Here is a 26127-nt window from a genome sequence, read left to right as displayed (position 1 = left end):
CGCTCAGTGCGCGTGTTCCGCGGCGAGATTCCGGTGGTTCGCCTGGATCTGGTCGAACGACTTCGGCTTCACCGAGGCCGAGGCCGCACGCGCCGTGAACGCGGTAGCGCCGTTCGGGCCCACCGACGGCTTGCCCGCCGTGTACAGCCAGGTCTGGAACAGGTCGTGCAGCGGCTTGCCCGAGATCTTCTCCGCCAGCGCGATGAACTCCAGGATCCGGCCGTCCTTGCCCGCCTTCTGCGCGTGCCAGGTCTGCAGGATCTTGAAGAACGCCTCGTCGCCGACGGCGGTCCGCAGCGCCTGGAGCGTCAGCGCGCCCCGGTCGTACACCGCGTTGTCGAACTGGTTGTCCGCGCCCGGGTCCGCCGGGACGAGCTTCCACAGGTCGGCGTCGGCCGCGTTCGAGTCGTAGGTGTACTGCGCCAGCTCGGCGACCGTGCCCTCACCCTCGTGCTCCGACCAGAGCCACTCGGCGTAGGACGCGAAACCCTCGTTCAGCCAGATGTCGCTCCAGCGGCCGAGCGAGACGTCGTCGCCGAACCACTGGTGGGCGTTCTCGTGCGCGATCAGCGTCGTGTTCGAGCCCGCGCGGAAGTTGCGGGCGCCGTAGGTCGGCCGGGTCTGGTTCTCCAGGGAGAACGTGATGCCGCTGGTCACGACACCGCCCTCGGCCTCGAACGGGTACGGCCCGAACTGGGTGCCCAGGAACTCGTTGATCTCCGGCGTGCGCTCGACGCTGGCCTTCGCCGCGTACAGCGAGTCGCCGAGGTCGGAGCCGTACGCCGTGATGAACGGCTTGCCTTCCGGGGTCGTCGACTGGTTCAGCTCGTACTGGCCGACGATGAACGACGTCAGGTAGGTGGCCTGCGGCTTCGTGCTGCGCCACTGCCAGCGGGTCCAGCCGGCGCGGCTCTTCGTCGTGCGCACCAGGCTGCCGTTGGAGACGGCGACGTTGCCGTCCGGCGCCTCGATCGTGACGTCGTAGGTGGCCTTGTCGGTCGGGTGGTCGTTGGCCGGGAACCACCACGCCGAGCTCTGCGGCTCGTCGATGCCTAGCGCGCCGAAAGAGCCCTTCTTCCAGGCGTTGAGGCCGTCGACCGTCTCGGTGGACGGCGTGTCCGAGTAAGCGACGACGACGGTCGCGGTCTGGCCCTTGAGCAGCGGCTGCGCCGGGGTGACGACGAGCTCGCCGTTGCCGGTCTGGTTCGCGAACTGCGCGGGGCGGTTGTTCACGCGCACGCTCGACGCCTTCAGCGCGAAGTCGAGGTCGAACCGCGAGAGGTCCTGCGTGGCGGTGAGCAGCAGCGTCGTCGTGCCCGCCAGCACGTCGGTCGCGGGCTGGTAGGTCAGGCGGATGTCGTAGTGCAGCACGTCCGTCCCGCCGTTGCCGGCGTTCGGGTAGTAGGAGTCACCGACGCCGGGCGCACCGGGCGCCGGGGCCGCACTGGCGGTACCGGCGAGCAGCACCGAGGCAACCCCGGCCGCGAGCACACCTAGGCCGGTGCGAGTTCTTGCACGCATTCGAATCCCTCCAACGGGTGAGGATCAGCGCGCTCGAACGTAGCCAGCCGGGCAGCACCCAGGTACCGGCGAAGGAAGGTTCTTGCCTACTGGGATCAAGATCGGAAACGGCTTGACGAAGCGGTTTCGCCCGCGATCAGCCAGCCCCATGTGAGCCGACCCTCCGAGTACGCGAACCGACTCTCCAGATACGCGAACCGACCCTCCGGGTACGCGAAAGCCCGGCGCAGGTCAGGCCGCCGAGACGGCCGAGCCGACCGCACGACCCGCCTGACCCCGTGAGCCGACCCTCCGAGTACGCGAACCGACTCTCCAGATACGCGAACCGACCCTCCGGGTACGCCAGCCGACCCCGTCGGCACCACTCGCTCGGACTTACCGCGCGCCAAGACACGCACGGTCGGCGCCGAGCCGAAAGCCCCGCGCTGGTCAGGCCGCCGAGACGGCCGAGCCGACCGCGGACCGCAGCCGGCCGTGCAGGTCCCGGTGCCGCGAGCGGTCCACCCGCACCTCGACGACCCGCAGCCCCGGCGCCGGGCGCAACGCCGCGCGGAACTCCGTCAACGTCTCCGCCACCGCGTGCGGCACCCGGTACCCCGCGCACAACGCGCCCAAATCCGCCCCGTGCGGCGTGCCGAACACCCGCTCGAAGCTCGCCGAATGCTCCGGTGCGCCCTGCTCCAGCAGGGAAAAGATGCCGCCGCCGTCGTCGTTGCACACCACGATCGTCAGGTCCGGGCGCTGCTCCGCCGGGCCCGTCAGCAACCCCGACGCGTCGTGCAGGAACGTCAAGTCACCCAGGAGCGCGTACGACGGCCCGCGGTGGACGTACGCCGCGCCGATCGCCGTCGAGACCGTTCCGTCGATGCCCGCCACCCCGCGGTTGCGGTGCACCAGGACGTCCGGGCGCAGGCGGCCCGCCAGCGCCACGTCCCGCGTCGGGTTGGACGAGCCCACCACCAGCAGGGAGTCCGGGGGCAGCGCGTCCACCAGCTCGGACGCCACCCGCAGCCCCGACGGCCACGGCTCCGCGTCCAGCACTGCCGAAACCGCCGAAGACGCCGCCGCGTCGGCCCGGCGCCAGCTCGCCAGCCACTCCGGGTCGGCCGGCTTGGTCGGCTCGTCGAACCACTGCCCGACCTGCCGGACGTTGTGTGCGGGCGCCGGCCAGTCCGAGTCCGGGCGCACCAGCAGGACCTCGATCGACGGGTCCGAAATCACCTTCTGGATCTGCCGGAACACCGTCGGCCGGCCGAGGCAGAGCACCTGCTCCGGCTTGTGCTTCGCGATGAACTCCTCGACACCCAGCAGCCACGCGCCCGACGAGATCGCCGTGCCGCCGGACAACCCCAGCCCACCCGTCTCCGACACCACCGGCCAGCCGTGCTGCTCGGCCCACTCGCTGGCCGCCTGGACGCCGGTGTCGCACGCGATCACCAGGCCGTGGCGCGCCGAGGGCACCACGAACGACGGCAACGCGCCGAAGTCCGGCAGCTCGGTCCACCGGGAGCCGTCGGGACGGCCGTCGAGGGACTCGTACCACTCCCCGTCATCGTCGAGATCGGGCACGAGCGGCTCGCGGAATGGGATGTTGAGGTGCACCGGCCCGCAGCGCCACTCGCCGTAGGCGGCGTTCCACGCCCGGCAGATCTGGCTGCGCCAGTACGAGTTCTGGCCGGCCCGCCGCTCGGCGACGGCCAGCTCGTCGAAGTAGCGGGCGGCGTTGCCGAACAGCCGGTGCTGGTCGATGACCTGCGACGCCCCCGCGGCCCGCAGCTCGGGCGGCCGGTCGGCGGTCAGCACGATCAGCGGGACGCCGGCGCGGTCGGCCTCCAGCACCGCCGGGTGGAAGTTCGCGGCCGCGGTGCCGGACGTGCAGAGCACGGCCACCGGGCGGCCGGTGCGCGCGGCGATGCCGAGGGCGAGAAACCCGGCGCCGCGCTCGTCGATGCGGACGTGTAGCTGGAGCTTCCCGGCCGCCGCCGCGTCATAGAGCGCGATCGACAGCGGCGCGTTGCGGGAGCCCGGGCAGAGGACGACGTGCGAGACGGTGTTGCGGACGAGTTCGTCGACGATGACCCTGGCCTGCGCGGTGGAAGGGTTCACCGGCAGGCTCCAGACTGATCGCTTGTGTCCACAGGTCCTATTCTCCCAAACGTGGATGACGCCCGAGTTTCCGAGCTGTTCGACCCCGCCGCGTGGACCGAGGTCGAAGGTTTCGCCTTCACCGACATCACCTACCACCGCTCCGCTGAGAGCCGTGGCGGCAAACGCGTGGTGCGCATCGCGTTCGACCGCCCGGAGGTCCGCAACGCCTTCCGCCCGCACACCGTCGACGAGCTCTACCGGGCCCTCGACCACGCCCGGATGAGCTCCGACGTCGGCTGTGTCCTGCTCACCGGCAACGGCCCGTCGCCCAAGGACGGCGGGTGGGCGTTCTGCTCCGGTGGTGACCAGCGTATTCGCGGACGCTCCGGGTATCAGTACGCCAGCGGCGAGACCTCCGACACGGTGGACCCCGCGCGGGCCGGCCGGCTGCACATCCTCGAGGTCCAGCGGCTGATCCGGTTCCTGCCGAAACCGGTGATCGCGGTCGTGCCGGGGTGGGCCGCGGGCGGCGGGCACTCCCTGCACGTCGTGTGCGATCTCACGCTCGCCTCGGCCGAGCACGCGAAGTTCAAGCAGACCGACGCGGACGTCGGCTCGTTCGACGGCGGCTACGGCTCGGCCTACCTGGCGAAGATGGTCGGCCAGAAGTTCGCCCGCGAGATCTTCTTCCTCGGCCGCGAGTACTCCGCGGAGCAGATGCACCAGATGGGCGCGGTGAACGCCGTTGTGCCGCACGCCGACCTCGAAAAAGAGGCGCTGACCTGGGCGTGGGAGATCACGCGCAAGTCGCCGACGGCCCAGCGCATGCTGAAGTACGCGTTCAACCTCACCGACGACGGCATGGTCGGCCAGCAGCTGTTCGCGGGCGAGACCACCCGGCTGGCGTACATGCAGGACGAAGCCGTCGAAGGCCGTGACGCGTTCCTGCAGAAGCGCGACCCCGACTTCAAGGACGTCCCCTATTACTACTGAGCTGCTCCCGATCGAACTCGACGGCACTCCCGAAGCGCTCGAAGCGCTGAAGAGGGCCGTCGCGGACGCGCTGGGCGGCGGCCCGGCCGTGCTGCCGTTCACCGACCCCGCGCTGCGCGACGCGATGCGGCCGGCCGAGCCCGCCGAGCCGGACACCGCCGTGGTCATCGCCACGTCGGGCTCGACCGGCGCGCCCAAGGGCGTGCTGCTGTCGGCCCGCGCGCTGACCGCGTCCGCCGAGGCCACCCACGCCCGGCTCGGCGGCCCCGGCCACTGGCTGCTGGCCACGCCGGCGCACTACATCGGCGGGCTGCAGGTGCTGGTCCGGTCGCTCCTGGCGGGCACCACCCCGGCGCTGCTCACCGGCCAGGGCTTCCGGCCGGACGGCTTCGCGGCCGCGGCGGCGAAGCTGACCGGCGGACCGCGGTACACGGCGCTGGTCCCGACCCAGCTGGTCCGGCTGCTCGACGACGGCGGCGCCGGGCTGGCCGCGGCGAAGACGTTCGACGCGATCGTGGTCGGCGCGGCGGCGACGTCCGCGACCCTGCGCGAGCGCGCGGCCGACGCCGGTGTCCGGATCGTGCCCGCGTACGGGATGAGCGAGACGGCCAGCGGCTGCGTCTACGACGGCTTCCCGCTCGACGGCGTCCGCGTCGACGTCGGCGGCGACCGGATCCGCATCGCCGGCGACGTCCTCGCGCACGGCTACCGCCTGCGGCCCGACCTGACCGCGGAGTCGTTCGACGGCGGCTGGTTCACGACGTCCGACCGTGGGGTTCGTCACGACGACGGCCGGATCGAGGTCCTGGGCCGGGCCGACGACATGATCAACACCGGTGGTGTGAAGGTGTCGGCGAACGCGATCGAGCGGGTGCTCGGCGCGCGGCCGGGCGTGCGGGACGCCTGTGTCGTCGGGCTGCCGGACCCGGAGTGGGGCGAGGCCGTCGTGGCGCTGGTCGTCCCGGAAGGCGACCCCCCCGAAGCGGACGAACTGCGCGCCGCGGTCCGGGCCGAACTGGGCGCGGCGGCGACGCCGAAACGCGTCGAATACGGCGCTGAGCTGCCCCTTCGCGGGCCCGGCAAGATCGATCGCGCGGCGGTCAAAGCGCACCTTCAGCAGGGTTCGCCCGGCTGAATGGCGGCAGTTCGTTGACATGCACGGCGTGCACCCGCTTGGCTACCCACCATGACGCGCTGGATGAGAACCGCCCTCGTCGGGGCCGCCGTCGCACTGGGGCTCCTGCTTCCCGTGGGCGCCGCACTGGCCGATCCGCCCGCCGCGGATCCCAGCAGCGGCACGCTCACCTGGCAGCTGCCGACCACGGACTGACTTCCCGGGGTCCCGCTCGCGGGTGATCACCATGGCGTTGAATGGCGCCATGGCGAGCTTGAGCGACTGGATCGAAGGGGCCCGGCCCCGGACGCTGCCGAACGCGGTGGCGCCGGTGGTGGCGGGGGTCGGCGCGACGATCGCGCTGGACGCGTTCTCGTGGTGGCGCTCGGCTCTGGCGCTGCTCGTCTCCCTTTCGCTGATCATCGGCGTCAACTACGCCAACGACTACTCCGACGGCATCCGCGGCACGGACGAGCACCGCGTCGGGCCGTTGCGCCTGGTCGGGTCCGGGGTCGCCGCGCCGAAGGCCGTGCTGACGGCGGCGCTCGTCGCGCTGGGCCTGGCCGGCGTGCTCGGCCTGCTGCTCGTCGTGCTCAGCGGCCACTGGTGGCTGCTGGCGATGGGCGCGCTGTGCATCCTCGGCGCGTGGTTCTACACCGGCGGCAAGAAGCCGTACGGCTACTACGGTTTCGGCGAGATCGCCGTGTTCGTGTTCTTCGGCCTGGCCGGCGTCCTGGGCACGGTGTACGTCCAGGCCGGGCGGGTCAGCTGGGCCGCGCTGGCGTGCGCGGTCGCGGTCGGCAGCTTCTCGACGGCGGTCCTGACGGCCAACAACCTGCGCGACATCCCGACCGACGTCGAGTCCGGCAAGCGCACCCTGGCGACGCGTCTCGGCGACGGCGGAACGCGGCGGCTGTACCTGGTGCTGATCGCGGTGCCGTACGTGCTCGGCATCGTCCTCGGGATCTTCCACCCGCTGCTGCTGATCACCCTGCTGACGGCGCCGATGCTGGTGAAGTCGGTCCGGGCCGTCGGCGGCGGCGCGCACGGGCGCGAGCTGATCCCGGCGCTGCGGGACACGGGCCTGGCGATGCTGGCCTGGGCGGTGCTGGCGGCCGTGGCGCTGAGCTTCTAGCTCTCCGGGAGGAACTTCCCGGTCGTCAGGAACTCCTCGAACAACGCCGTGTGCGGGGCGAGGTCCATGCCCTGGGCCTCGATCCATTCGTCGTTGTAGTACGTGTGCGCGTACCGCTCTCCGCCGTCGCACAGCAGCGTCACGACGCTGCCCGCCTGGCCGTCCTCGACCATGCGCGAGATGAGCCGGAACGCGCCGTAGAGGTTCGTGCCGGTCGAGCCGCCCGCCCAGTGCCCGGTGCGCTCGCGCAGCAGCCGGATGGCCGCCAGGGAGCCCGCGTCGGGGATTTGGAACATCTCGTCGATGACGCCGGGCACGAACGACGGTTCGCAGCGCGGTCGGCCGATCCCCTCGATCCGCGACGGCATGCCGGTCGCGTAGTCGAGCGCCCCGGTCTCCCAGGCGCCGAAGAAGGACGAGTTCTCCGGGTCGACCACGCAGATCTTCGTCGTGTGGCGCTTGTAGCGGACGTACCGGCCGAACGTCGCGCTCGTGCCGCCCGTGCCCGCGCCGACCACGATCCAGGCCGGCACCGGGTGGCGCTCCGAGCGCATCTGCGCGAACACCGACTCGGCGATGTTGTTGTTGCCCCGCCAGTCCGTCGCGCGCTCGGCGTAGGTGAACTGGTCGAGGTAGTGCCCGCCGCACTCGGCCGCGAGCCGCTCCGCCTCGGGGTACATCGCCGGCGCTTCGTCGACGTAGTGGCACTCACCGCCGTAGAACTCGATGAGCGCGATCTTCTCCTTCGACGTGCGCCGCGGCACGACGGTGATGAAGCGCAGGCCGAGCATGCGGGCGAAGTAGGCCTCGGACACCGCGGTCGAGCCGCTGGACGCCTCGACGAGCACGGTGTCCGGCCCGATCTGGCCGTTGACGAGCCCGTACAGGAACAGCGACCGCGCGAGCCGGTGCTTCAGCGAGCCGGTCGGGTGGACGGACTCGTCCTTGAGGTACAGGTCGATGCCCCACTCCGGGGGCAGCGGGAAGACGTGCAGGTGGGTGTCGGCACTGCGGTTCGCGTCGGCCTCGATGATCCGGACGGCCTCGCGGACCCAGCTCCGGGCGTGCAACCGGCTCATTCGGGCTGGCCGGAGACGTCACCGCGCAGCTGCGCACGCAGGTCGGCCCGGGCCCGGGCCCGCTTCTCGTTGCGCTTGGCGAGGCCGGCCGTGACGCGGGCGTTGAGCGGGCGGAACAGCAGGAGTCCCAGCGGCAGCCCGACGACCAGGCCCACGACCAGCGCGACCAGCAGCGGCACGCCGACCAGGGACAGCACCCACGCGATCACCGCGACCAGCACGAACCGCGCCAGCAGGTACAGCGTCAGATCACGGGCCAGCTGCGGGGTCTTCTCGTCGCTCACACCAACGCAGGCTACGCGCCGCCCGCCCGGTCCCGCTGCAGGCCCGCGTTGTTCGGGCGCCCCTCGAAGCGCGTCGAGAGCACGACGGTGGTGTTCGTCCGCCCGACGCCGGGGATGCGGCGCAGGCGCCCGAGTGTTCGCTCCAGCTCGTCGACGGTCGGCACGCGCACCTTGACGACGAAGGCCTCGTCACCCGCCACCGCGTAGCAGCTCTCGACCTCGTCGAGCTCGGCGAGCGCGTCGGCGACGTCGTCCTCCGTGGCGGTGTCAGTCGGGTGGATGCTGACGAGGGCGGTGACGCCGAGGCCGACCGAGTTCGGGTCGACGACCGCGTGGTAGCCGGTGATCACGCCGGCGGCCTCCAGCTTGCCCACCCGCTCGTGCACCGATGACGCGGAGAGGCCGACCGCCCGCCCGAGGTCCGCATAGGTGGCCCGTCCGTTGATACGCAACGCCGCGATGATCTTCCGGTCCAACTGATCCACGGGGATCACTCTATGCGGTTGGACAATCCCCCATTGGCACCACGCCTCGCGGCCGACGACCGGGCCCAACGGCATCCGGGCACGTCAAGTGACCGCCAATTTAGTTGCACAACGTAAGCAAACTGTCCGTTTTGACCTTTAAGGGCTCTTTACTCGCGGACAACCGTTCGAGTACCCGACGGGTGAAGTGCAACGATTGCCGTGTTGGCTACCCCGGCGGAACGGGCCAGAAGGGCCCGGACGCCTCCGGTATAGCAGTGAGGTCGTTAAGGAGGCGGAAAATGACCGCGACGATGGGCGGACGCCTGCTCACCCCTGGCGAGGTGGCAGCACTGTTCCGGGTGGACCCCAAGACGGTCACCCGGTGGGCGACGGCGGGCCGGATCGGCTCGATCCGGACCCCGGGCGGGCACCGGCGGTTCCGGGAGTCCGAGGTGAACGAGCTCCTCGCGGAGCTGACCACAGACGCCAGCGAACCGGCCCGCAAGGCCTGAACCATCTCGAGCGCCGGGCCGTGTGGGGTACGGGGGATTTCCCCCGCCCCGCGCGGCCCTTCGTGTACCGGTCGTCACCCCGCTCGACGGGGTTCGAGCCGAAACCCGGTTCGACGGGTTAACCTCGGGGGACCCTTACGGAAGGATCCGGCATGCTCGCTCTGCTCGCAGCGGTCGGCGCGCTGGTCGTCGCACTGCTCCTGTGGCGGTCGTTCGCCGGTCAGCGGGTCGGGGTCACCTCGCCCCCGCGCCGCGCCCCGATCGCCCCGGACGACGACCCCGACTTCCTGCGCCAGCTGTCCGAACAGCAGCGCAAGCGCCGGGACGAAGACGGCTGAGCTTTACTTTCGCTTGCCCGGACCCGGTGACGGAACCCGGAACTCGCGTGACTGGACCCGTAACCGGCGTGATTGAAGCCGGAACTCGCGAGTTCCGGCTTCAATCACGCGAGTTCCGGCTCTGATCACGCCGGTGACGGCTTAGCGGTAGCCCTGGGACAGCGGGGTGGCGAAGCCGTCGGCCACCGTCGCGGCCAGGTCCAGCAGGGCCAGGCGCGTGTCGCCGGAGAGGCGGTCCAGCTCGATCTCCGCGCCCTCCTCCAGGTGCGGGTCGAACGGCACCTTGCACACCGCCCGGACCTTCGCCCCGAAGTGGGCCGACAGCTTGTCGAGGTCGACCGAGCCGCCCTTGGGGCGGACCGAGTTGATCACCGCCACCGAGCGCTTCACCAGCTCGCCGTAGCCGTGGGCCTCGAGCCAGTCGAGCGTCGCCGAGGCGCTGCGGGCGCCGTCGACCGAGCCGGACGACACGACGACCAGCGCGTCCGCGACGTCGAGGACGCCCTTCATCGCCGAGTGCATCAGGCCGGTCCCGCAGTCGGTGAGCACGATGTTGTAGAAGTGCTCGAGCAGGTTGACCGTGCGCCGGTAGTCGTCCTCGGAGAAGGCCTCGGAAACCGCCGGGTCCTGCTCGCTGGCGAGGATCTCCAGCCGGCTGGAGCCCTGGGACGTGTACGACCGGACGTCGCTGTAGCGCGTGATGCGGGCCGCGTCGCGCAGCAGGTGGCGGACCGTCGCCGTCGTCTCCAGCGGGAGCTTCTGCGACAGCGTGCCGCGGTCGGGGTTGGCGTCCACCGCCACCACGCGGTCACCGCGCAGCGAAGCGAACGTCGCGCCCAGCGTCGTGGTCACCGTCGTCTTGCCGACGCCGCCCTTCAGCGACAGCATGGCGATCTTGTAGCACCCGCGCAGCGGCTGGTTGACGCGCGCGATGAGGTCACGGCGCTGCGTGTCCGCCGGGCTTTCGCCGGGGTTGATCAGCTTGCCGGAGCCCACGTAGATCGCCTTGCGCCAGCCCGACTGCGGCGGCCGCTTGACCTGCTTGACCAGGTGCGCGGTCGACAGGTCGTGGCCGTGGCCCGGCTGCTGCGGCGGCGCCGCGTGCCGGCCGCCCTGGGGCTGCGGCAGGCCCGAAGGCTGTCCCGGAGGCTGCTGCGGGTACTGGGCCTGCGCCTGGGCGTACTGCTGCGCCGGGTCGCCGTACTGCTGCGGCTGCAGCGGCGGGAGGTTCTGGTCGTAGCCGTAGCCCGGAGGCACCTGGTGCGGGCCCGACACCGCGGGGTTCACCTGGTGCGGCCCCGAGGCGCCGGGAGGTACCTGGTGGGGCCCGGACACGGCCGGGTTCGGCGGCGGCGCGACCGCCTGCGTCGGCTGCACGTCGAAGGCCCCGGAGGTCTCCGGATGCGGGTGTGAGTCCGTCCGGTCCTCGGCGAACAGGCCGGCCTCCGGCCGCTGCGGGGCAGCGGCCGGTTCAGCCGGTTCAGCCTGTTCGGGGTGGCCAGGAGCCGATTCTTCGCTGGGTCCGGTCACCGGTGTAAACCTCCGCGCACTCCGCCCGACATCTTCCCCCTGAAGACGACGGTAGTCGGAGTACCCGCGGGTTGCTCAGCCCACCCCGGCGTACGAGTGCAAGCCCGCCGTGACGAGGTTCACGAAGAACAGGTTGAAGATCATCGCCGCGAACCCCACGATGTTGATCGCCGCGGCCCGGGCCCCGCGCCAGCCCGCGGTCGCCCGCGAGTGCAGGTAGGCCGCGTAGATCACCCAGGCGATGAACGCGACGGTCTCCTTGGGGTCCCAGCCCCAGAACCGGCCCCAGGCCGACTCGGCCCAGACCGCGCCGCAGAGCACGCCGAACGTGAAGACGGGGAACGCGAAGATCGTCGTCCGGTAGGCGATCCGGTCGAGGACGTCGGCCGCGGGCAGCTTCGAGGCGAACCGGGCGAACTTCGTCTCGTCCTTTTCGTAGGCCGAGCGGAACAGGTAGAGCACGCTGGCGACGCCGGGCACCAGGAAGACGCCGGAGCCGATGATGGCCGCCGAGACGTGGATGACCAGCCAGTACGACTGCAGCGCGGGCTGCACCGGCGCCGCGGTCGTGTACAGCAGGGTGCCGTTGATGAACATCAGGATCACGACGGGCAGCAGCAGGAAGCCGGTGAGGTGCCGGACCGGGAACTTCTTCATGACGACGATCCAGGTGACCACCGTGATGAAGGTGACCGCCATGCCGTACTCGTACATGTTGCCCCACGGCGCGCGGTGCACGGCGAGGCCGCGCAGCACGATCGCCGACAGCTGCAGCAGCGCGCCGAGCACGAGCAGCGACGCGCCCATCTTGCCGATCCGCTCGGGCCGGCCCGTCGTGCGCTGGGCGGCCTGGACCTCTTCGACCGGCGGCCCGCCGGCGCCGACGAGCTCACGCGCCCGGAGCTTCGCCCGCTCGGTGGCCAGGCGCCCCTTGGCGCCGAAGCCCTGCTCGATCAGCGTCATCATCAGCGCGACGACGTAGATCGCCGCGGCGGTGGTGTAGAGCCAGTCGCTGTACTGGGACAACGTCTCGTCGATCGGCATGCCTCAGCCTTTCTGACCACTGATCAGGCGTTCACTGATCCGGTGGAACTCTTCGCCGTACCCGGCCTGGTCGGTGCGGGCCAGGCCGGCGACCTCGATCACGGTACCCGGGTCGTCGTCGGTCCCCGGCTTCACCCGCACCCACAGCCGCCGGCGCTTGACCAGCAAGGACGCGCCGAGGCCGAGGAACATCGCGATGGCGAAACCGAGCACGAACCCCTGCGTCGGGTCGTGGGAGACCTGCAGGGATACCCAGTGGTTGACGCCGTCGAAGCGGATCTTCGTGCCGTCGTCGAGCTTGATCTCCTGGCCGACCTTCATGTTCTCGCGGGCGATCTTCTTCAGCCTGCCGTCGTCCACGAGCGACTGGTCGATCTCGAACACCGACTGGCCGCGCCCGGCGTCCAGGCCGAGGTCGCCGCGCATGATGTCGACGGCCACCGCGGGGTCCTTCAGCTCCGGCGCCGACGACGTCAGGACGTTGCCGTGCAGGAACGACGTCGGCGCGAACAGCCCGGTGATGGCGAGCTGGCGGGTCCGCCGCTGCACCTCGTCGGTGACGCCGGGCTGGTCGAACTTCGTCGCGCCCTCGGCGAGCATCGTGGTCGGGTCGACCGTGCGCCACTGGGTGTTCTGGGTGCGCTTGTCGCCGTTGGGGAAGGTCACCGTGAACTGCGGCGAGTAGCCCTGGCCGAGCAGGTAGACGCGGTCGCCGGCGGTGCGCAGCGGCGAGTTGACCTCGAGGCCGTACGGGCGCCAGGTGTTCGTGTCGAGGTCTTCGCCGGACTGGTACTGGATGTTCGCGTGGTAGTACTCCGGCTCGCCGGCCGGGGTGTACCGCACGGTGAAGTCGTTCACCTTCACGCAGAACGGGTCGAGGTCGGTGCCGTCGACGCGCAGGCCGGCGTTGAAGGAGTCGTAGTTGTAGATGCCGGAGTTGCAGAAGCTGTCGCCGTCGGCCTGGACGATGACCTGGCCTTCGTAGCCGTAGAGCTTGCCCAGCGCGAAGAACACGATCAGGCCGAGCATGCTGAAGTGGAAGAGCAGGTTGCCGGTCTCGCGCAGGAACCCGCGTTCGGCGGAGATGGTGCGGACGCCGCCGGCTTCTTCGCGCTCGACGCGGCGCCAGCCGGAGAGTTGCTTGTGGACGGCCGCGATCTCGGCGCTGACGTCGGTCTTCCCGCGGCCCAGCCGGTAGTGCGGCATCCGGGCCAGGTTGCGCGGGGTCAGCACCGGCTTGGCGCGCATCGCCTTGACGTAGTCGAAGCTGCGCGGAGTCAGGCAGCCGACCAGCGAGATCATCAGCAGCAGGTAGATGGCCGAGAACCAGATGCTGGAGTAGACGTCGTAGAACTCGAGCTTGTCGAGCAGGGTGCCCCACCAGCCGTGGGCGGCGATGTACTCGTCGACCTTGGGGGCGTTGAGCTTCCGCTGCGGCAGGAGCGCGCCCGGCAGCGCGGCCAGGGCGAGCAGGAACAGCAGGACGAGCGCGGTGCGCATCGACGTCAGGCCGCGCCAGGTGTTGCGGACGAAGGCGAAGGTGCGCTTGGCGGGGGTGGGCCCCTGCGGTGCCGCGGGCGGCGCTTCGGTCGTCGTCACAGCGGCAGCTCCAGGTTGACCGCGAGCTCGTTGCGGAGCCAGCCCATCAGATCTCCCCAGACGCCGGTGACCAGCAGGACGCCGACAATCAGCAGCAGCGCACCGCCGAAGATCTGCACCTGGCGGCCGTGGCGGCGCACCCAGTCGGTGGCGCGCACGGCCCAGCGGGCGCCGAGCGCGATGAGCAGGAACGGCAGCCCGAGGCCGAGGCAGTAGACGGCGATCAGCAGGTAGCCGCGGGCCTCGGCGCCGCCGGTGGCGCTGGCCAGGGTGGTCACGGCGGAGAGCGTCGGGCCGATGCAGGGCGTCCAGCCGAGGCCGAAGATCGCGCCGAGCAGCGGAGCGCCCCAGACGCCGCCGCGCGGGACGTGGTGCGAGCGGACCTCGCGCTGCAGGCCGGGGATCCAGCCGAGGAACACGAGCGCCATGGCGATGGTGAGGACGCCGCCGATGCGCTGGAGGAGGTCCTGGTTGAGGGTGAGCGTGGCCGCGAGCCAGACCAGGGTGCCCATGGTGGCGACGAACACGACGGTGAACCCGAGCACGAAGAGAAGAGCGGCCCCCACGACGGCCCAGCGGCCGTTCTTGCGCTCCTCATCGGCGCTGACGGCGGGGGCATCCGCACCGACGAGCGCGGCGAGGTACGCGAGGTACCCCGGTACCAGCGGCACCACGCACGGCGAGGCGAAGGAGATGGTGCCGGCCAGCAGCGCGACGCCCGCGGCGAGCAGCAGCGGTCCGGAGATCGCCAGCTCGGTCACGGAGTTCACCCCGTTGAGGGTAGGCAGTGAGGTCCTGGTGAGAACGCCGGGGCCGCTTCACAGGACCTCGGTCACAGCAGATCAGGACCTTGGTCCCGGTCGTTTCGGCGGCCGCGCGGCGGTTCACCACCCCGAAACCCGATTGTGAACACGGACGGCAGCACCGCGTCAAGGCGGGAAAGATGCCTTGACCCGGCACTCCCGTCCGTGTTCTGGCTTCGGATCGGGGTGGTGGGCGGGGTCTGGGTGGGTGCCGGTTCCGCCTTCGGCTGCCGGGGTGAGTCCCTCGGTGCCGGTCAGGCCTGCTCCGACTCCAGGCTCTTCGTCACCGGGAGCAGGTCCTGGGCCAGCACCGGCCGCAGGAACACCGCCGCGACCCGGTGCTGTTTGTCCAGCACGATCGTCGACGGGATGATGTTGCGCGGGTAGCCGCTCAGCTTGAGCAACACCCGGCCGTCCGGGTCGTAGATCGACGGGTACGTCAGCTTGCGGTCGCGGACGAAGTCCTGCGCCACCTCGCGCGCCGGGTCGCGGACGTCGATGCCCACCACCTGGATGCCCGGCGCCTGGCGGGCGAGCGACTCCAGCTCCGGCACCTCCGTGCGGCACGGCCCGCACCACTGGCCCCACAGGTTGAGCACGACGACCTTGCCGGGGAAGTCCGCCAGCGACAGCTGCTTGCCCTCGTTCATCAGGTCGTCGCCCGCCAGGATCGGGGCCGTCTGGCGCTGGGCGAGGTCGTAGGTGATGTCGACCTTGCCGCCCGGGGACACGAAGCTGAAGCTGCTCCCCTGCACCACCGCGTCCTTGCCACTGCTGCAGCCGGCCAGGGCCAGCATCGCGAGCGCGGCGAAGAAGACGCGTTTCATGCCCCGGTCACCTTCGGGTCCGTCGTCCCCGCGGGCTCGCTGTAGACGATCTCGCGCAGCTCGTCGCCGTCGAAGACCAGCGATGTCAGCGACGCCAGCGAGCACTGGCGGCGACGCGGGTCGTGCCACAGCCGCTTGCCCTCGAGGAACCGCCGGAGCGTCCAGATCGGCAGCTGGTGAGACACGCAGAGCGCCTCGTGACCCTCGGCTGCCTCCCGCGCCCGGTGCACCGCGCCGAGCATCCGGTGCGCGATCTCGACGTACGGCTCGCCCCACGACGGCTTGAACGGGTTCACCAGCTTCGGCCAGTGCCGGGGCTCCCGCAGCGCGCCGTCGCCGACCGCCACGTGCAGGCCCTCGAACTGGTTGCCGGCCTCGATCAGGCCCTCGTCGGTCGCGATGTCGAGCCGGTGCGCCGCGGCGATCGGGCCCGCCGTCTCCTGCGCGCGCTGCAGCGGCGACGCGACGACGTGCACGAGGTCGTGGCCCGCGACGGCCTCGGCGACCGTCAGCGCTTGACGCTGCCCGCGCTCGGAGAGGTGATAACCGGGCAGACGGCCGTAGAGGATCTTCTCGGGGTTGTGCACTTCACCGTGCCGCAGCATGTGGACGACGGTGGTCACTTGACCGCCTCCGCCGCCGCGCGCGCCGCCGCCGGCAGGGCCGCTTCGATCACCGAGAACGCTTCGTCGTCCATGGCCGCGTTGACGAACCAGGCCTCGTACGCGCTCGGCGGCCCGTACACGCCCGCGTCGAGCAACGCGTGGAAGAACGCGGGGTACCGCCACGTCTCGGACGCCTGCGCGCCGGCGTAGTCGCGCACCGGCTGGTCACCGAAGAACACGCTGACCAGGTTGCCCGCGTACTGGACGTTGTTCGCGACCCCGGCGGCACTCAGTTCGCGCCGGAAGAGGTCGCCGAGGCGCTTCGCGTTGGCGTCGAGGGCCGCGTACACGGCGTGGTCGGCCGCGCGCAGCGTCGCGAGGCCCGCGGCCACCGCCACGGGGTTCCCGGACAGCGTCCCGGCCTGGTAGACCGGCCCGCCCGGGGCCAGCTTGGCCATCACGTCAGCGCGGCCGCCGAACGCCGCCGCCGGCAGGCCGCCGGACATCACCTTGCCGAACGTGTAGAGGTCGCCGGCCACGCCTTCGAGGCCGAACCAGCCCGCGGCCGACACGCGGAAGCCCGTCATCACCTCGTCCATGACCAGCAGCGCGCCGTGCTCGTGGGCCAGGTCGCGCAGGCCGGCGTTGAAGCCTTCGTCCGGCGCGACCGCGCCCATGTTGCCCGCGGCGGCTTCGGTGATCACCGCGGCGATCTCGCCCGGGTTGTCCGCAAAGGACTGCCGGACGGCGTCGAGGTCGTTGTACGGCAGCACCAGCGTGTCCGCGGCCTGAGCGCCGGTGACGCCCGGCGACGTCGGCAGCCCGAGCGTCGCGACGCCGGAGCCGGCCTGGGCGAGCAGCGCGTCGACGTGACCGTGGTAACACCCGGCGAACTTCACGATCTTCGACCGGCCGGTGAAGCCGCGGGCCAGCCGGATCGCGCTCATCGTGGCCTCGGTGCCGGAGTTGACCAGGCGCACCTGCTCGACGGGCTCGACCCGGCCGATGATCTCCTCGGCCAGCTCGACCTCGCCGATGGTCGGCGTGCCGAACGACAGCCCGGACGACGCCGCCGCGCGCGCCGCCTCGACGACCGACGGGTGCGCGTGGCCCAGGATCATCGGGCCCCAGGACGACACCAGGTCGACATAGCGGTTTCCGTCGGCGTCCCACAGGTGCGGGCCTTCGCCGCGGACCATGAACCGCGGGGTGCCGCCGACCGAGTTGAACGCCCGGACCGGCGAGTTCACCCCGCCCGGGACAGCCGCCTTCGCCCGTTCGAACCATGCCTTGGACTGCTCGGTTCCAGTGCTCACCCCTTCAGTCTCCCAAACCCGCCTAGGATGGCCGGACGCCGCCCGGGGAGGGGAACAGCCGGTGACCGAACGTGCGTCACAGCGCAACCCGTGGCTGGTGCTGGCCTGCTTCCTCGGTGTCGTCGCCGTGGTGGCCGTGGTCGGCGCGCTGGCCGCGGTCTCGTCGCGCGAGGTCTACGCGCGGCTCGAACTGCCGTCGTGGGCGCCGCCCGGGTCGCTGTTCGGTCCGGTGTGGACGGTCTTGTACGTCCTGATCGCGGTGTCCGGCTGGCTGTACTGGCGCACGGACGGCGAAACCCGCGGGTTCGCCGCGTACGGCATCGGGCTGCTGGCCAACCTGCTGTGGACGCCGCTCTTCTTCGAGGGCGGCGCGGCGAAGGCGGCGCTCGTCGACATCATCGTGCTGGACGTCGTCGTGGTCGTGACGATCGTCCTGTTCGGCCGCCGGTCGAAGGCCGCCGCCGCGCTGCTCGTGCCGTACCTCGCCTGGATCCTCTTCGCGACGGCGCTGAACGCCGCGATCATCGCGCTGAACTAGCGGGCGGCCTGCTGGGTGATGGCCTGCGCGGCCACCGTCCCGTCGTCGCCCGCCTGTCCCTGGACGACGACCGTCGAGCCCGGCTTGAGGTCCGAAAGCTTGCCCTGCTGGGTCACGCCGACCGTGGTCGAGTCCGATGTGGACACCTTGACGTCGGTGCCCTGCGCGGTCTTCACGTACACGGTCGTGCCGTCGACGTGGTCGACCGTGCCCGTGGTGCCGCGGCCGCCCGCGCCGCGGAAGCCGCCTTGCCCGGCGGTGCCCTGGGTACCGCCCTGGGCACCCGCGGCCGGCCGGGTGGGCGCCGAAGGGGATGAGGAGCCGAACGCCGCGTGCGTCCAGGCACCGCCGCCGAACGCGATCGCGAGCACGACGAGCCCGGCCAGCACCAGCGTGGTGCGGGAAAACGGCTTCGCCGCGTGACGCATTTCGGCGTTCAGGTCACCCTCGACGGCCGGGCTGGCGATGATGTCCTCCGCGCTGGGCGGGGTCGTGGTGGAGGAAGACATGGGGACTCCTTATTCGTGACGCAGGGCGTCGATCGGCCGCAGCTTGGCGGCCCGGTTCGCCGGGAAGCTGCCGAAGAACAGCCCGATCAGGGCGGATACCGCGAAGGCGAGCAGGATCGACGAGGGCACCACGACGGGTTTGATCCCGGAGATGGTGAACTCGCTGCCGATGAGCCCGATCGCGACGCCGAGCAGCCCGCCGAACAGGCTGAGCATGGTCGCTTCGGCGAGGAACTGGCCGAGGATGGCCGCGCGCGGGGCGCCGATGGCCTTGCGGATGCCGATTTCGCGGATCCGCTCGGTCACCGTGACGAGCATGATGTTGGTGACGCCGATCCCGCCGACCAGCAGCGAGATCGCCGCGACCGCCGCCAGCAGCACGGTGAACGTCTCGGTCGCCGACGTCCGCGTCGCGAGCAACTGCTCGGAGTTCTGGATCTGGTAGTCGGGGGTGCCGCCGAGCCGGATGCCGTGGCGGGCGTTGAGGATCGCGGTGATCTCGGCCTGGGCGAGCGAGACGGAGTCGGCACTGGTGGCCTGGACGGCGATCTGGCTGAGGCTGCCGTAGCCGGCCAGCGAGTTCTGGACGGCCGAGATCGGGGCGATCGCGACGTCGTCGGCGTTCTGCAGACCGGTGCTGCCCTTGGCCTGCAGCACGCCGATCACGGTGAACTGGATGCTGTTCAGCAGCACGTTCTTGCCTACGGGGTCGGCGGTCCCGAAGATCGACTCCGCAGTGGTCGGGCCGAGGACGACGACCTTGCGCGCGGCCGTGACGTCTTCGCTGGTGAACAGCCGGCCCTGGGCGAGGTCGCGGTTGGTCGTCGCGAAGTAGGCGGGTTCGGTGCCGGCGACGCTGGAGATGTCGTACGACGTCTGCCCGTAGGTCGCGGTCGCCGTCGTGTTCACCACCGGCGACGCGGCCTTGACATCCGGCGCGCCGACGGGGTCGACGAGCGCGTGCGCGTCCTGGACGGTCAGCGGCCGCGCCGACGCGCCCTGCCCGCCCCCGCGCGCCGGGGACACGTTGACGACGTTGGTGCCGAGACCCTGGATGCTGGCCGCGATGGCCGCCGACGCGCCGTTGCCGACCGCGACCAGCAGGATCACCGCCGCGACGCCGATGGTGATGCCGAGCGTGGTGAGCGCCGAGCGCAGCTTGTTCGCGGTGAGGCCGCGCACGGCGAAGCGCAGGACTTCGAAGAAGTTCACGAGACCGCTCCGACCGCGCGCGTCCCTGTGCTCGATACGTCGGACACGATGAGCCCGTCGTCGACCCGCACGACGCGGTGCGCGTGCGCGGCGACCTCGTCCTCGTGCGTGATCACGACGATGGTGCGGCCGAGCCGGTTGAGCCGGTCGAACACGCCGAGGACGTCCTCGGTGCTGTGGCGGTCGAGGTTGCCGGTCGGCTCGTCGGCCAGCAGCATCGCCGGCCCGGTGACCAGTGCCCGCGCCACGGCGACGCGCTGGATCTGCCCGCCGGACAGCTCACTGGGCAGGTGCTTGGCCCGGTCGGACAGCCCGACCATGTCGAGCGCCGCGAGCGCGCGACGGCGTCGTTCGGACCGCCGCAGTCCACTGTAGACCAATGGCAATTCCACATTGGACATCGCCGAGGTCCGCGGCACCAGGTTGAACGACTGGAAGATGAACCCGATCTTCCGGTTGCGCAGCAACGCCAGCTGCCGTTCGTTGAGCTTCCCGACGCCGAAACCGTCCAGCAGGTACTGGCCGGACGTCGGGACGTCGAGGCAGCCGAGCATGTTCAGCAGCGTCGACTTGCCGGAGCCCGAGGCGCCCATGATGGCGACGTACTCGCCGGGCCACACGGTGAGCTCGACGCCGCGCAGCGCGTGCACGGCCGTCTCCCCGGCGCCGTAGGTCTTGCGCAGCCCGGAGACCGCGATCACCGGGTTCACCCGCGGCCGCCGAAGCCGCCGCCGGCACCCGTGCCGCGCTGGCCGCCACCGGGGAAGCCCCCGGTCCCGCCGCCGGGGAACCCGCCGGTGCCGCCCGTCCCGGTGCCGGTCCGGCCGGTGCCCGTGCCGCCGGTCGAAGCCGTCGCCGTGAGCACGACGTTCTCGCCCTCGGTCAGCCCGGACGTGATCTGCACGGTGGACTCGCCGCGGATGCCGATCTGCACCTGCCGCGTGACGTTCCGGCCGTTCTCCTGCACGGTGACGACGTTGGTGGTGCCGGCGGTCGTCACGGCCGCGGCCGGCACGCTCAGCGCGTTTTCGGCGGAGGCGACGGTGATCACGACGCTCGCCGACTGGCCGGGCCGCAGCCCGTCCGGCGGGTCGGTCAGGGCCAGCTGCGCGCCGTAGGACACGACGCTGCCGCTCGTCGTCGGCGTCAGGTTGATGCTCGAGACCGTCGCCTGGATCGGCTTGTCCGGCAGCGCGTTGAGCGTCACAGTGGCCTTCTGGCCCGCCTTGACCTTGCTGACGTCGATCTCGGCGACCGAGGTGTTCACGACGAGGCCGGTCAGGTTCGTGATGGTGATGAAGCCGCTGCTGCTGGTGCTGCTCGACGTGGCGCTGTTCGACGAGCTGCCTTGGCCACCCTGGCCGCTCCCGCTGGAGGACGACTGGGAGCTGCTGCTCGAAGCCGAGCCGCTGGTGGACTGCTGCCCGACCGTGCCGTTGACCGCGGTGACGGTGCCGGCGCCGGGCGCGTAGAGCGTCGTGTTGTCGAGGGTTTCCTGCGCGGTCTGGACCTCGAGCTGGGCTTGGTCCAGCTTCGCCTGTGCCGACGTGACACTGTTCGCGGCCGACTGCGCGCTGTTCTGGCTGTTCTGCCCGGTCGCCGGGGTGTCTTCGGCGTCCTCGGCCGAGTCCAGGTTGTCCTGCGCGACCGCGAGGTTCGCCTTCGCGACCTGAAGCTGCTTCGCCGCCTGGGTGCTGTCGATCGTGGCGAGTTTCTGGCCGGCGCTCACGACGTCGCCGACCTTCACGTCGATCGAGGTGACCTTGCCCGCGCTCGAGAAGTTCGCGGCGCCGGTGTAGCTGCTGGCGAGGGTCCCGGCGGCGGAGATGGTCTCGGTGACCGTCGCGCGGCGCACCGGGGTGCTGCGCGTCTGCGCCTGCGCCGTGCTCGGTTCGGGGCTGAATGCCTGATATATCCCGAAAGCCGCTCCGGCCAGCAGTACGACCAGAGCACCGTTGATCACCCATGCCTTCGAGGCACGCACGCGCGTCATGCGGCAACAGTGTCGCCGCCGCTTAGCAATTGACTGTTCGTTCCCTGTGCGGGAGCTGTGTATCAGGTGGCGGCGGGCACGATCACGGCCGAGGGCGGAAGCTGATGCGCATCAGCCGGCTGTCCGCCCAGTCTTCGAGCCGGGTCGGCCGGATGGTGCCGGGGTCGTGGGGCTGGTTGAGATCCGCGACGATCTCCGCCAGCACGGCCTGCCGTTCGGCCGGGTCGGTGACCGGCGTGGCCCGTGCGGGCAGATCCGCGCGGACCCCGTTCTTGAGGTGGAACGTGAAGTCGGGATGGGCGAGCAGGTTCGCATACCAGCCGGTCGCGGCGCCGCCGGCGCCACTGCACAGGTACGTTGCGCCCGCAGCCCGGTAGAAGAAGATCTCGATGCGGCGTGTCCGGCCGGTGCGGCGCCCCAGCGTCGTGATGTCGATGATCCGTTCCCTGGTGCCCGCGGCGGGGGTGATCTCGATGGCCCGCCGGATGGGGTCGGGCAGGTGGGACAAAGACGCGTTCGTGTCCGGAATGCTCACGCGGTCACGGCCTGAAGGGCGGGACCGAGGACGAGTCCCCCGTCGATGACGTACTCAGACCCCGTGATGAACGACGCGTCCGATGACGTGAGAAACAGGAGCAGCCGGGTGACGTCGGCCGGCTCCCCGAGCCGGGGGATGGCGAACGGCTCGGGTGAGTAGAAGTCGGCGATGGCCGCGACTGCGCCGGCTGCTGGTTCGTGGATGAAGGGGGTCGAGATCACGCCGGGGTGGATGGTGTTCACCCGGATGTGGTCGCGGCCGAGCTCGAGGGCTGCCGTCCGGGTGAGGCCTCGCACGGCCCACTTGCTGGCGACGTACGGCGCGTAGTGCGCCGTACCGCCCAGGGCCATGGTCGAAGCGATGTTGACGATGGCTCCCCCTGCCGCGCGGCGCAGAGCGGGGGCGGCGGCCTTGATGCCGAGGAAGGTCCCGGTGAGGTTGACGTCGAGGATGCGCGACCACGTGGCCTGGTCCGTGTTTTCGATTGGTGCGGGCGGGTTCTGCACGCCCGCGTTGTTGACGAGCACGTTCAGTGCGCCGAAAGCGCTCTCGGCGGCCAGCACCGCGGCGGACCACGAGCTCTCGTCGGTGACGTCGAGGCGGGTGAAGCGAGCGCGGGTCCCGAGCTCGTCGGCGAGAGCGGCGCCGCGGTCCGCGTCCAAGCCGCCGATCACCACGTTCGCTCCCTCCGCGTGGAAGGCGCGCACGTGGCTGGAGCCTTGGCCGCCGGTTCCCCCGGTCACGAGCACGGTCTGGTTGTCGAAGCGGGGCATCGGATGTTCCTTCGGTACGCGGAGTGGTGAGCCGGTCGACTCACCACTACCCCGACACTAGGTCGGCGGCAGTGGCGAGTCAAGCCACTCACCTCGTATGCTCGCCCCATGAGCCGTGGCGTGACGACGTATCACCAGCGCGTCGCCCAGGAGAAGCGCGCGCTGATCGTGACGGCCGCGACCGCGCTGTTCCTCGAGCTGGGCTACGACCGGACGTCGCTGGCGCGGATCGCCGAGCGCTCGGGCGTCTCGCGGGCCACCTTGTTCAAGCAGTTCCCGACCAAAGCTGCCTTGTTCGACGCCATCGTGACCGAGGCCTGGTCGGCCGCCGGCGAGGAGGATCCGCCGCCGGCGGGCAACGTCGTCGACGGGCTCGGCATCATCGGCCGCCGTTACGCCGAACTGCTGGGCCGTGCCCGGATGACCGACCTGTTCAGGATCGTCATCGCCGAGCTGCCACGGTTCCCCGAGCTGGCCCATGCGCAGTTCTCGCACGGGAAGATGCCCTACTTCGAGTCCGTGCGCAGCTACCTGCTGGCCGAGCGCGAGGCGGGAACGGTGCGGGTCGAGGACGTGGACCTCGCGGCCACCCAATTCCTGGGGATGATCTCCAACTACGTCTTCTGGCCGGCACTCCTGGTGCCGGGCTGGGAGGTGAGCGCCGAACGCGTCGCTCAGGTGGTCGACGAGGCCGTCCGCACCACCGCCGCCCGGTACGCCACGACTGGACCGGGGGCGTCCGCCAACGACTGAGTCCCGTCGGCCGCGACAGAGTCCTGCAGCTACACCCTCATCCGCGAAGAGCCGGCTTGGGGTGCCGCGCACGGACCGCTAGCGAGAGCTGACGCACCGCGTCGACCAGCAGGATCGCGGCGACGGTCCCGAGCCCGATGGCGGCGGCGAGCATCCCGCCGAAGTACCGGTGCGACTCGAGGGTGGCGCCGTCATCGGTGTGGGTGACGACGATGGCGGCCCCGCCGTGCCAGCAGGCGTAGGCGGCCCACCCGGCGGCGACGGCGAGCACGACCTCCACGACGGCGACGAGCGTTCGCCAGGGCTTGTGCAGCCGAGCTTGCGGGCCGGGCTCTTCGGGCGGCCAGAGCTCGGCCCCGGTGGGCTGCGGAAGGTCGATCACGGAAGCGATTTTCTCATGCTTCCTTCGGCGTCGCCCGGACGAGCCGGTCGAGCGCGTCCTGGAGGGCTTCGACGTCCTTCGCCCACGCCAAGACCACTGTGCCGTCCACCAGCTCCACCGGCAGCGAGTCGTACTTGCGCGGCACCGACCAGCCACCACCGAGCACCCGCGCCCCGACCGGGGCGCCGACGTCCTTCACCGACGCCAGCTGATCCGCCGCGACCTTCTCGCGGCCCTGGCGCAGCTGCTTCGTCGTGACTTCCAGCGAGAGGAACCGGCGCCGCGCGTACACCCACGGCACCGTGATCACGCACAGCCCGGCGCCGACCAGCACCCAGCCCACGACGTGCACCGGCCCGCCCGTCACCAGCTCGGCCAGCACGCCGACCAGGGCGAACACCGGGCCCCACACGATGGCGGCCCAGCTCACGCCGGACTCGGCGTAGAGCCGGTCGCTCACGGCTTGCGGCCGGCCTTCGGGAAGTAGCCGGCCACCGACGGCAGGTACATCATCACCAGCGCGATGACGAACAGCAGCACCGCGACCAGCGTCAGGTAGTTGATGATCGGCGCGACGACCATGATCAGCAGCACCATGACGATCGGCAGGACGGTGAGCACCGTCCGGGCCGAGCGCGTGCCCTCGCGGGCCTTGTACGCGAAGAGCAGGAACAGCAGCGTGAACACGATCGCGCCGCCGAGCAGGTACCACAGCAGCGCCGTGACGCCGTCCGCGATCATCTGTGGCGTGTACTTCGGGTCCGTCGTGCCCTTGACGTACTGGTCGATGACCGCGGACTTGCTGGTCAGCAGCTGGACGTAGCTGAGGATCAGTACCACGCCGCCGGCGAGCCACAGCCAGAACGAGATCGCCACGGGCCGCGGCGGGTTCGCCTTCGGCGCCTTCTGGCCCGGCAGCACCGGGTCCGGCGAACGACCTTGTTTACGCCGTTCGTCGTCGGTGAGGCCCGAGAGGTCTTCGGTGTCAGCTTTTTCGGGATTACTGTCCGCCACGCGCGAGACTCTAGCCGGTCAGTCCAGCCAGGCAGCGGCCTCGGCGGCCCAGTACGTGAGGATCATGTCGGCGCCCGCGCGGCGGATCGACGTCAGCACCTCGAGGACCGTGCGCTCGCGGTCCAGCCAGCCGTTCGCCGCGGCCGCCTCGACCATCGCGTACTCGCCCGAGATGTTGTACGCCGCCACCGGCACCGGGGAGATGTCCGCGGCCGCCTTGATGACGTCCAAATAGGACAGTGCGGGCTTGACCATGATCATGTCCGCGCCCTCGGCGAGGTCCAGCTCGATCTCGCGCAGCGCCTCGCGGCCGTTGCCCGGGTCCTGCTGGTAGGTCTTGCGGTCGCCCTTGAGCTGCGAGTCGACGGCCTCGCGGAAGGGGCCGTAGAACGCGCTGGCGTACTTCGCGGAGTAGGCGAGGATCGCCTTGTCGCGGTGCCCGGCCTCGTCGAGCGCGCGGCGGATGACACCGATCTGGCCGTCCATCATCCCGGACGGCCCGAGCACGTGCGCCCCGGCTTCGGCCTGCGCGACGGCCATCTCGGCGTAGATGCGCAGGGTGGCGTCGTTGTCGACCCCGCCGTCGGCGTCGAGGACGCCGCAGTGGCCGTGGTCGGTGAACTCGTCGAGGCAGGTGTCGGCCATCAGCACGGTGGCGTCACCGAGCTCGTGCCGCAGGTCGCGCAGGGCGACGTTGAGGATGCCGTTCTCGTCGACCGCGCCGGAGCCCTCGGCGTCCCGCGTCTCGGGGATGCCGAAGAGCATGAGCCCGCCGACCCCGGCGTTGACCGCGTCGACGGCGGCCTTGCGCAGCGTGTCGCGGGTGTGCTGGACGACGCCCGGCATGCTCGAGATCGCCTTCGGCTGGTCGAGGCCCTCGGCGACGAACATCGGGAGGATCAGCTGGCGCGGCCGCAGCGTCGTTTCACCGACCAGCCGGCGCATAGCGGGCGTGGTGCGGAGCCTGCGGGGACGATGCTCGGGGAACACCCTTCCAAGTTACTCCGGCCGTGATCGCCGTAGTTCCGCAAGGGTGCCCAGCGGCCGCTTCCGGTCGCCGAACGCCCCAATGTGGCCTTGGTTGCGTTCAACGCACCCAAGGCGGCCTTCGGTGGGGTGGAAGCACCGCACGCCCCCGGGGGACGCGGGGGACCACAGGG

General features: G+C 70.9%; 30 protein-coding genes. 8 read left to right on the top strand and 22 right to left on the bottom strand.

Going from position 1 to position 26127, the window contains the following annotated elements:
- Positions 1 to 3: 3 nt before the first annotated feature.
- Entirely contained in the window at positions 4 to 1521 is a 1518-nt protein-coding gene (locus AB0M83_RS07935; RefSeq protein WP_364514174.1) for a M1 family metallopeptidase, read from the bottom strand.
- A 429-nt stretch (positions 1522 to 1950) separates the two neighbouring features.
- The gene (menD, locus tag AB0M83_RS07930; protein ID WP_364514171.1) at positions 1951 to 3627 is read right to left on the bottom strand and encodes a 2-succinyl-5-enolpyruvyl-6-hydroxy-3-cyclohexene-1-carboxylic-acid synthase; all 1677 of its coding nucleotides are present in this window, start codon (positions 3625 to 3627) and stop codon (positions 1951 to 1953) included.
- A gap of 51 nt (positions 3628 to 3678) precedes the next feature.
- On the opposite strand from menD, the gene AB0M83_RS07925 reads away from it, so the two are divergent.
- Genes AB0M83_RS07925 through AB0M83_RS07910 form a run of 4 tightly spaced genes read left to right on the top strand, consistent with a single transcriptional unit; the run spans position 3679 to position 6851 of the window.
- Positions 3679 to 4602, top strand: coding sequence for a 1,4-dihydroxy-2-naphthoyl-CoA synthase (locus tag AB0M83_RS07925; RefSeq protein WP_364514169.1), 924 nt, complete (start codon positions 3679 to 3681; stop codon positions 4600 to 4602).
- Between the two features lies 1 nt (position 4603).
- Positions 4604 to 5737 (top strand): o-succinylbenzoate--CoA ligase, encoded by a 1134-nt coding sequence (gene menE / locus AB0M83_RS07920; protein ID WP_364514564.1) that lies wholly within the window; start codon positions 4604 to 4606, stop codon positions 5735 to 5737.
- Positions 5738 to 5788: 51 nt separating this feature from the next.
- Positions 5789 to 5932, top strand: coding sequence for a hypothetical protein (locus AB0M83_RS07915; RefSeq protein ID WP_364514166.1), 144 nt, complete (start codon positions 5789 to 5791; stop codon positions 5930 to 5932).
- Between the two features lie 49 nt (positions 5933 to 5981).
- Positions 5982 to 6851: a 1,4-dihydroxy-2-naphthoate polyprenyltransferase gene (locus tag AB0M83_RS07910; RefSeq protein ID WP_364514163.1), complete on the top strand. Its 870-nt coding sequence runs from the start codon at positions 5982 to 5984 to the stop codon at positions 6849 to 6851.
- Here AB0M83_RS07910 and AB0M83_RS07905 read toward each other — a convergent pair.
- The 3 genes from AB0M83_RS07905 to AB0M83_RS07895 are packed head-to-tail and all read right to left on the bottom strand — an operon-like array spanning position 6848 to position 8699.
- A complete protein-coding gene (locus AB0M83_RS07905) occupies positions 6848 to 7930 on the bottom strand; it encodes a PLP-dependent cysteine synthase family protein (RefSeq protein WP_364514160.1) in 1083 nt (360 codons plus the stop codon). The genes AB0M83_RS07910 and AB0M83_RS07905 overlap by 4 nt on opposite strands.
- Positions 7927 to 8214 carry a DUF4229 domain-containing protein gene (locus AB0M83_RS07900; RefSeq protein ID WP_364514157.1) on the bottom strand — a complete coding sequence of 96 codons (288 nt, stop codon included), beginning with the start codon at positions 8212 to 8214 and terminating at the stop codon, positions 7927 to 7929. Before AB0M83_RS07900 ends, AB0M83_RS07905 begins: the two co-directional genes overlap by 4 nt.
- An 11-nt stretch (positions 8215 to 8225) precedes the next feature.
- Positions 8226 to 8699 carry an Lrp/AsnC family transcriptional regulator gene (locus AB0M83_RS07895; protein WP_364514155.1) on the bottom strand — a complete coding sequence of 158 codons (474 nt, stop codon included), beginning with the start codon at positions 8697 to 8699 and terminating at the stop codon, positions 8226 to 8228.
- 281 nt (positions 8700 to 8980) lie between these two features.
- Here AB0M83_RS07895 and AB0M83_RS07890 point away from each other — a divergent pair, with 281 nt between their 5' ends.
- Both AB0M83_RS07890 and AB0M83_RS07885 read left to right on the top strand, forming a co-directional pair.
- A complete protein-coding gene (locus tag AB0M83_RS07890; protein WP_072474890.1) occupies positions 8981 to 9193 on the top strand; it encodes a BldC family transcriptional regulator in 213 nt (70 codons plus the stop codon).
- A gap of 152 nt (positions 9194 to 9345) precedes the next feature.
- Positions 9346 to 9531 carry a hypothetical protein gene (locus AB0M83_RS07885; RefSeq protein ID WP_284748096.1) on the top strand — a complete coding sequence of 62 codons (186 nt, stop codon included), beginning with the start codon at positions 9346 to 9348 and terminating at the stop codon, positions 9529 to 9531.
- Between the two features lie 141 nt (positions 9532 to 9672).
- Here the strand turns inward: AB0M83_RS07885 and AB0M83_RS07880 are convergent, their stop codons facing one another.
- From AB0M83_RS07880 to hemL, 7 genes are all read right to left on the bottom strand, one after another.
- Positions 9673 to 11061: an AAA family ATPase gene (locus tag AB0M83_RS07880; RefSeq protein WP_364514152.1), complete on the bottom strand. Its 1389-nt coding sequence runs from the start codon at positions 11059 to 11061 to the stop codon at positions 9673 to 9675.
- Positions 11062 to 11136: 75 nt separating this feature from the next.
- Complete coding sequence (ccsB, locus tag AB0M83_RS07875; protein WP_364514150.1) at positions 11137 to 12105, bottom strand: c-type cytochrome biogenesis protein CcsB; 969 nt, start codon at positions 12103 to 12105, stop codon at positions 11137 to 11139.
- A 3-nt stretch (positions 12106 to 12108) separates the two neighbouring features.
- Positions 12109 to 13704 carry a cytochrome c biogenesis protein ResB gene (locus tag AB0M83_RS07870; RefSeq protein WP_364514148.1) on the bottom strand — a complete coding sequence of 532 codons (1596 nt, stop codon included), beginning with the start codon at positions 13702 to 13704 and terminating at the stop codon, positions 12109 to 12111.
- The gene (locus AB0M83_RS07865) at positions 13701 to 14474 is read right to left on the bottom strand and encodes a cytochrome c biogenesis CcdA family protein (protein WP_364514146.1); all 774 of its coding nucleotides are present in this window, start codon (positions 14472 to 14474) and stop codon (positions 13701 to 13703) included. The genes AB0M83_RS07870 and AB0M83_RS07865 overlap by 4 nt, the downstream gene beginning before the upstream one ends.
- A 287-nt stretch (positions 14475 to 14761) precedes the next feature.
- Positions 14762 to 15334, bottom strand: a complete 573-nt coding sequence (locus AB0M83_RS07860) for a TlpA disulfide reductase family protein (RefSeq protein ID WP_364514143.1) — start codon at positions 15332 to 15334, stop codon at positions 14762 to 14764.
- Positions 15331 to 15957 (bottom strand): histidine phosphatase family protein, encoded by a 627-nt coding sequence (locus AB0M83_RS07855; RefSeq protein ID WP_364514140.1) that lies wholly within the window; start codon positions 15955 to 15957, stop codon positions 15331 to 15333. Before AB0M83_RS07855 ends, AB0M83_RS07860 begins: the two co-directional genes overlap by 4 nt.
- Positions 15954 to 17255 carry a glutamate-1-semialdehyde 2,1-aminomutase gene (hemL, locus tag AB0M83_RS07850; RefSeq protein ID WP_364514137.1) on the bottom strand — a complete coding sequence of 434 codons (1302 nt, stop codon included), beginning with the start codon at positions 17253 to 17255 and terminating at the stop codon, positions 15954 to 15956. The genes AB0M83_RS07855 and hemL overlap by 4 nt, the downstream gene beginning before the upstream one ends.
- 61 nt (positions 17256 to 17316) lie before the next feature.
- Here hemL and AB0M83_RS07845 point away from each other — a divergent pair, with 61 nt between their 5' ends.
- Complete coding sequence (locus AB0M83_RS07845) at positions 17317 to 17793, top strand: TspO/MBR family protein (RefSeq protein WP_364514134.1); 477 nt, start codon at positions 17317 to 17319, stop codon at positions 17791 to 17793.
- Here AB0M83_RS07845 and AB0M83_RS07840 read toward each other — a convergent pair.
- The 6 genes from AB0M83_RS07840 to AB0M83_RS07815 all read right to left on the bottom strand — a co-directional run bounded on the left by AB0M83_RS07840 (position 17790) and on the right by AB0M83_RS07815 (position 22818).
- On the bottom strand, positions 17790 to 18302 hold the full coding sequence (locus AB0M83_RS07840; protein WP_364514131.1) for a hypothetical protein: 513 nt from the start codon (positions 18300 to 18302) through the stop codon (positions 17790 to 17792). The two genes, AB0M83_RS07845 and AB0M83_RS07840, sit on opposite strands and share 4 nt — an antisense overlap.
- 9 nt (positions 18303 to 18311) lie before the next feature.
- Positions 18312 to 19514, bottom strand: a complete 1203-nt coding sequence (locus AB0M83_RS07835; protein WP_364514128.1) for an ABC transporter permease — start codon at positions 19512 to 19514, stop codon at positions 18312 to 18314.
- Positions 19511 to 20224, bottom strand: a complete 714-nt coding sequence (locus AB0M83_RS07830) for an ABC transporter ATP-binding protein (RefSeq protein WP_364514126.1) — start codon at positions 20222 to 20224, stop codon at positions 19511 to 19513. The genes AB0M83_RS07835 and AB0M83_RS07830 overlap by 4 nt, the downstream gene beginning before the upstream one ends.
- Positions 20221 to 21507: an HlyD family efflux transporter periplasmic adaptor subunit gene (locus tag AB0M83_RS07825; RefSeq protein ID WP_364514123.1), complete on the bottom strand. Its 1287-nt coding sequence runs from the start codon at positions 21505 to 21507 to the stop codon at positions 20221 to 20223. The genes AB0M83_RS07830 and AB0M83_RS07825 overlap by 4 nt, the downstream gene beginning before the upstream one ends.
- An 82-nt stretch (positions 21508 to 21589) precedes the next feature.
- Positions 21590 to 22042, bottom strand: a complete 453-nt coding sequence (locus AB0M83_RS07820; RefSeq protein WP_364514120.1) for a nitroreductase/quinone reductase family protein — start codon at positions 22040 to 22042, stop codon at positions 21590 to 21592.
- Positions 22039 to 22818, bottom strand: coding sequence for a glucose 1-dehydrogenase (locus AB0M83_RS07815; protein WP_364514117.1), 780 nt, complete (start codon positions 22816 to 22818; stop codon positions 22039 to 22041). The genes AB0M83_RS07820 and AB0M83_RS07815 overlap by 4 nt, the downstream gene beginning before the upstream one ends.
- Positions 22819 to 22926: 108 nt before the next feature.
- Here AB0M83_RS07815 and AB0M83_RS07810 point away from each other — a divergent pair, with 108 nt between their 5' ends.
- Positions 22927 to 23571, top strand: coding sequence for a TetR/AcrR family transcriptional regulator (locus AB0M83_RS07810; RefSeq protein WP_364514114.1), 645 nt, complete (start codon positions 22927 to 22929; stop codon positions 23569 to 23571).
- Between the two features lie 37 nt (positions 23572 to 23608).
- Here AB0M83_RS07810 and AB0M83_RS07805 read toward each other — a convergent pair whose 3' ends face one another.
- The 4 genes from AB0M83_RS07805 to hemB are packed head-to-tail and all read right to left on the bottom strand — an operon-like array spanning position 23609 to position 25957.
- The gene (locus AB0M83_RS07805) at positions 23609 to 23953 is read right to left on the bottom strand and encodes a hypothetical protein (protein ID WP_364514111.1); all 345 of its coding nucleotides are present in this window, start codon (positions 23951 to 23953) and stop codon (positions 23609 to 23611) included.
- A gap of 13 nt (positions 23954 to 23966) precedes the next feature.
- Positions 23967 to 24413, bottom strand: a complete 447-nt coding sequence (locus tag AB0M83_RS07800; RefSeq protein WP_364514108.1) for a hypothetical protein — start codon at positions 24411 to 24413, stop codon at positions 23967 to 23969.
- A complete protein-coding gene (locus tag AB0M83_RS07795; protein WP_364514105.1) occupies positions 24410 to 24967 on the bottom strand; it encodes a hypothetical protein in 558 nt (185 codons plus the stop codon). Before AB0M83_RS07795 ends, AB0M83_RS07800 begins: the two co-directional genes overlap by 4 nt.
- An 18-nt stretch (positions 24968 to 24985) precedes the next feature.
- Positions 24986 to 25957 (bottom strand): porphobilinogen synthase, encoded by a 972-nt coding sequence (gene hemB, locus AB0M83_RS07790; RefSeq protein WP_364514102.1) that lies wholly within the window; start codon positions 25955 to 25957, stop codon positions 24986 to 24988.
- Positions 25958 to 26127: the final 170 nt, after the last annotated feature.

This window comes from Amycolatopsis sp. NPDC051106 (assembly GCF_040682775.1).
Taxonomy (GTDB): Bacteria; Actinomycetota; Actinomycetes; order Mycobacteriales; family Pseudonocardiaceae; genus Amycolatopsis.
Note: the sequence above shows the minus strand (reverse complement) of the source record. Positions and strands in the feature narration are given on the sequence as shown.

Excerpts from the sequence above, each read along its gene's own strand:
- AB0M83_RS07935 (WP_364514174.1), bottom strand. The coding sequence starts at position 1,521 with ATGCGTGCAAGAACTCGCACCGGCCTAGGTGTGCTCGCGGCCGGGGTT.
- AB0M83_RS07915 (WP_364514166.1), top strand. The coding sequence starts at position 5,789 with ATGACGCGCTGGATGAGAACCGCCCTCGTCGGGGCCGCCGTCGCACTG.
- AB0M83_RS07910 (WP_364514163.1), top strand. The coding sequence starts at position 5,982 with ATGGCGAGCTTGAGCGACTGGATCGAAGGGGCCCGGCCCCGGACGCTG.
- AB0M83_RS07905 (WP_364514160.1), bottom strand. The coding sequence starts at position 7,930 with ATGAGCCGGTTGCACGCCCGGAGCTGGGTCCGCGAGGCCGTCCGGATC.
- AB0M83_RS07890 (WP_072474890.1), top strand. The coding sequence starts at position 8,981 with ATGACCGCGACGATGGGCGGACGCCTGCTCACCCCTGGCGAGGTGGCA.
- AB0M83_RS07885 (WP_284748096.1), top strand. The coding sequence starts at position 9,346 with ATGCTCGCTCTGCTCGCAGCGGTCGGCGCGCTGGTCGTCGCACTGCTC.
- ccsB (WP_364514150.1), bottom strand. The coding sequence starts at position 12,105 with ATGCCGATCGACGAGACGTTGTCCCAGTACAGCGACTGGCTCTACACC.
- AB0M83_RS07860 (WP_364514143.1), bottom strand. The coding sequence starts at position 15,334 with ATGAAACGCGTCTTCTTCGCCGCGCTCGCGATGCTGGCCCTGGCCGGC.
- AB0M83_RS07840 (WP_364514131.1), bottom strand. The coding sequence starts at position 18,302 with ATGTCTTCCTCCACCACGACCCCGCCCAGCGCGGAGGACATCATCGCC.
- AB0M83_RS07825 (WP_364514123.1), bottom strand. The coding sequence starts at position 21,507 with ATGACGCGCGTGCGTGCCTCGAAGGCATGGGTGATCAACGGTGCTCTG.
- AB0M83_RS07815 (WP_364514117.1), bottom strand. The coding sequence starts at position 22,818 with ATGCCCCGCTTCGACAACCAGACCGTGCTCGTGACCGGGGGAACCGGC.
- AB0M83_RS07810 (WP_364514114.1), top strand. The coding sequence starts at position 22,927 with ATGAGCCGTGGCGTGACGACGTATCACCAGCGCGTCGCCCAGGAGAAG.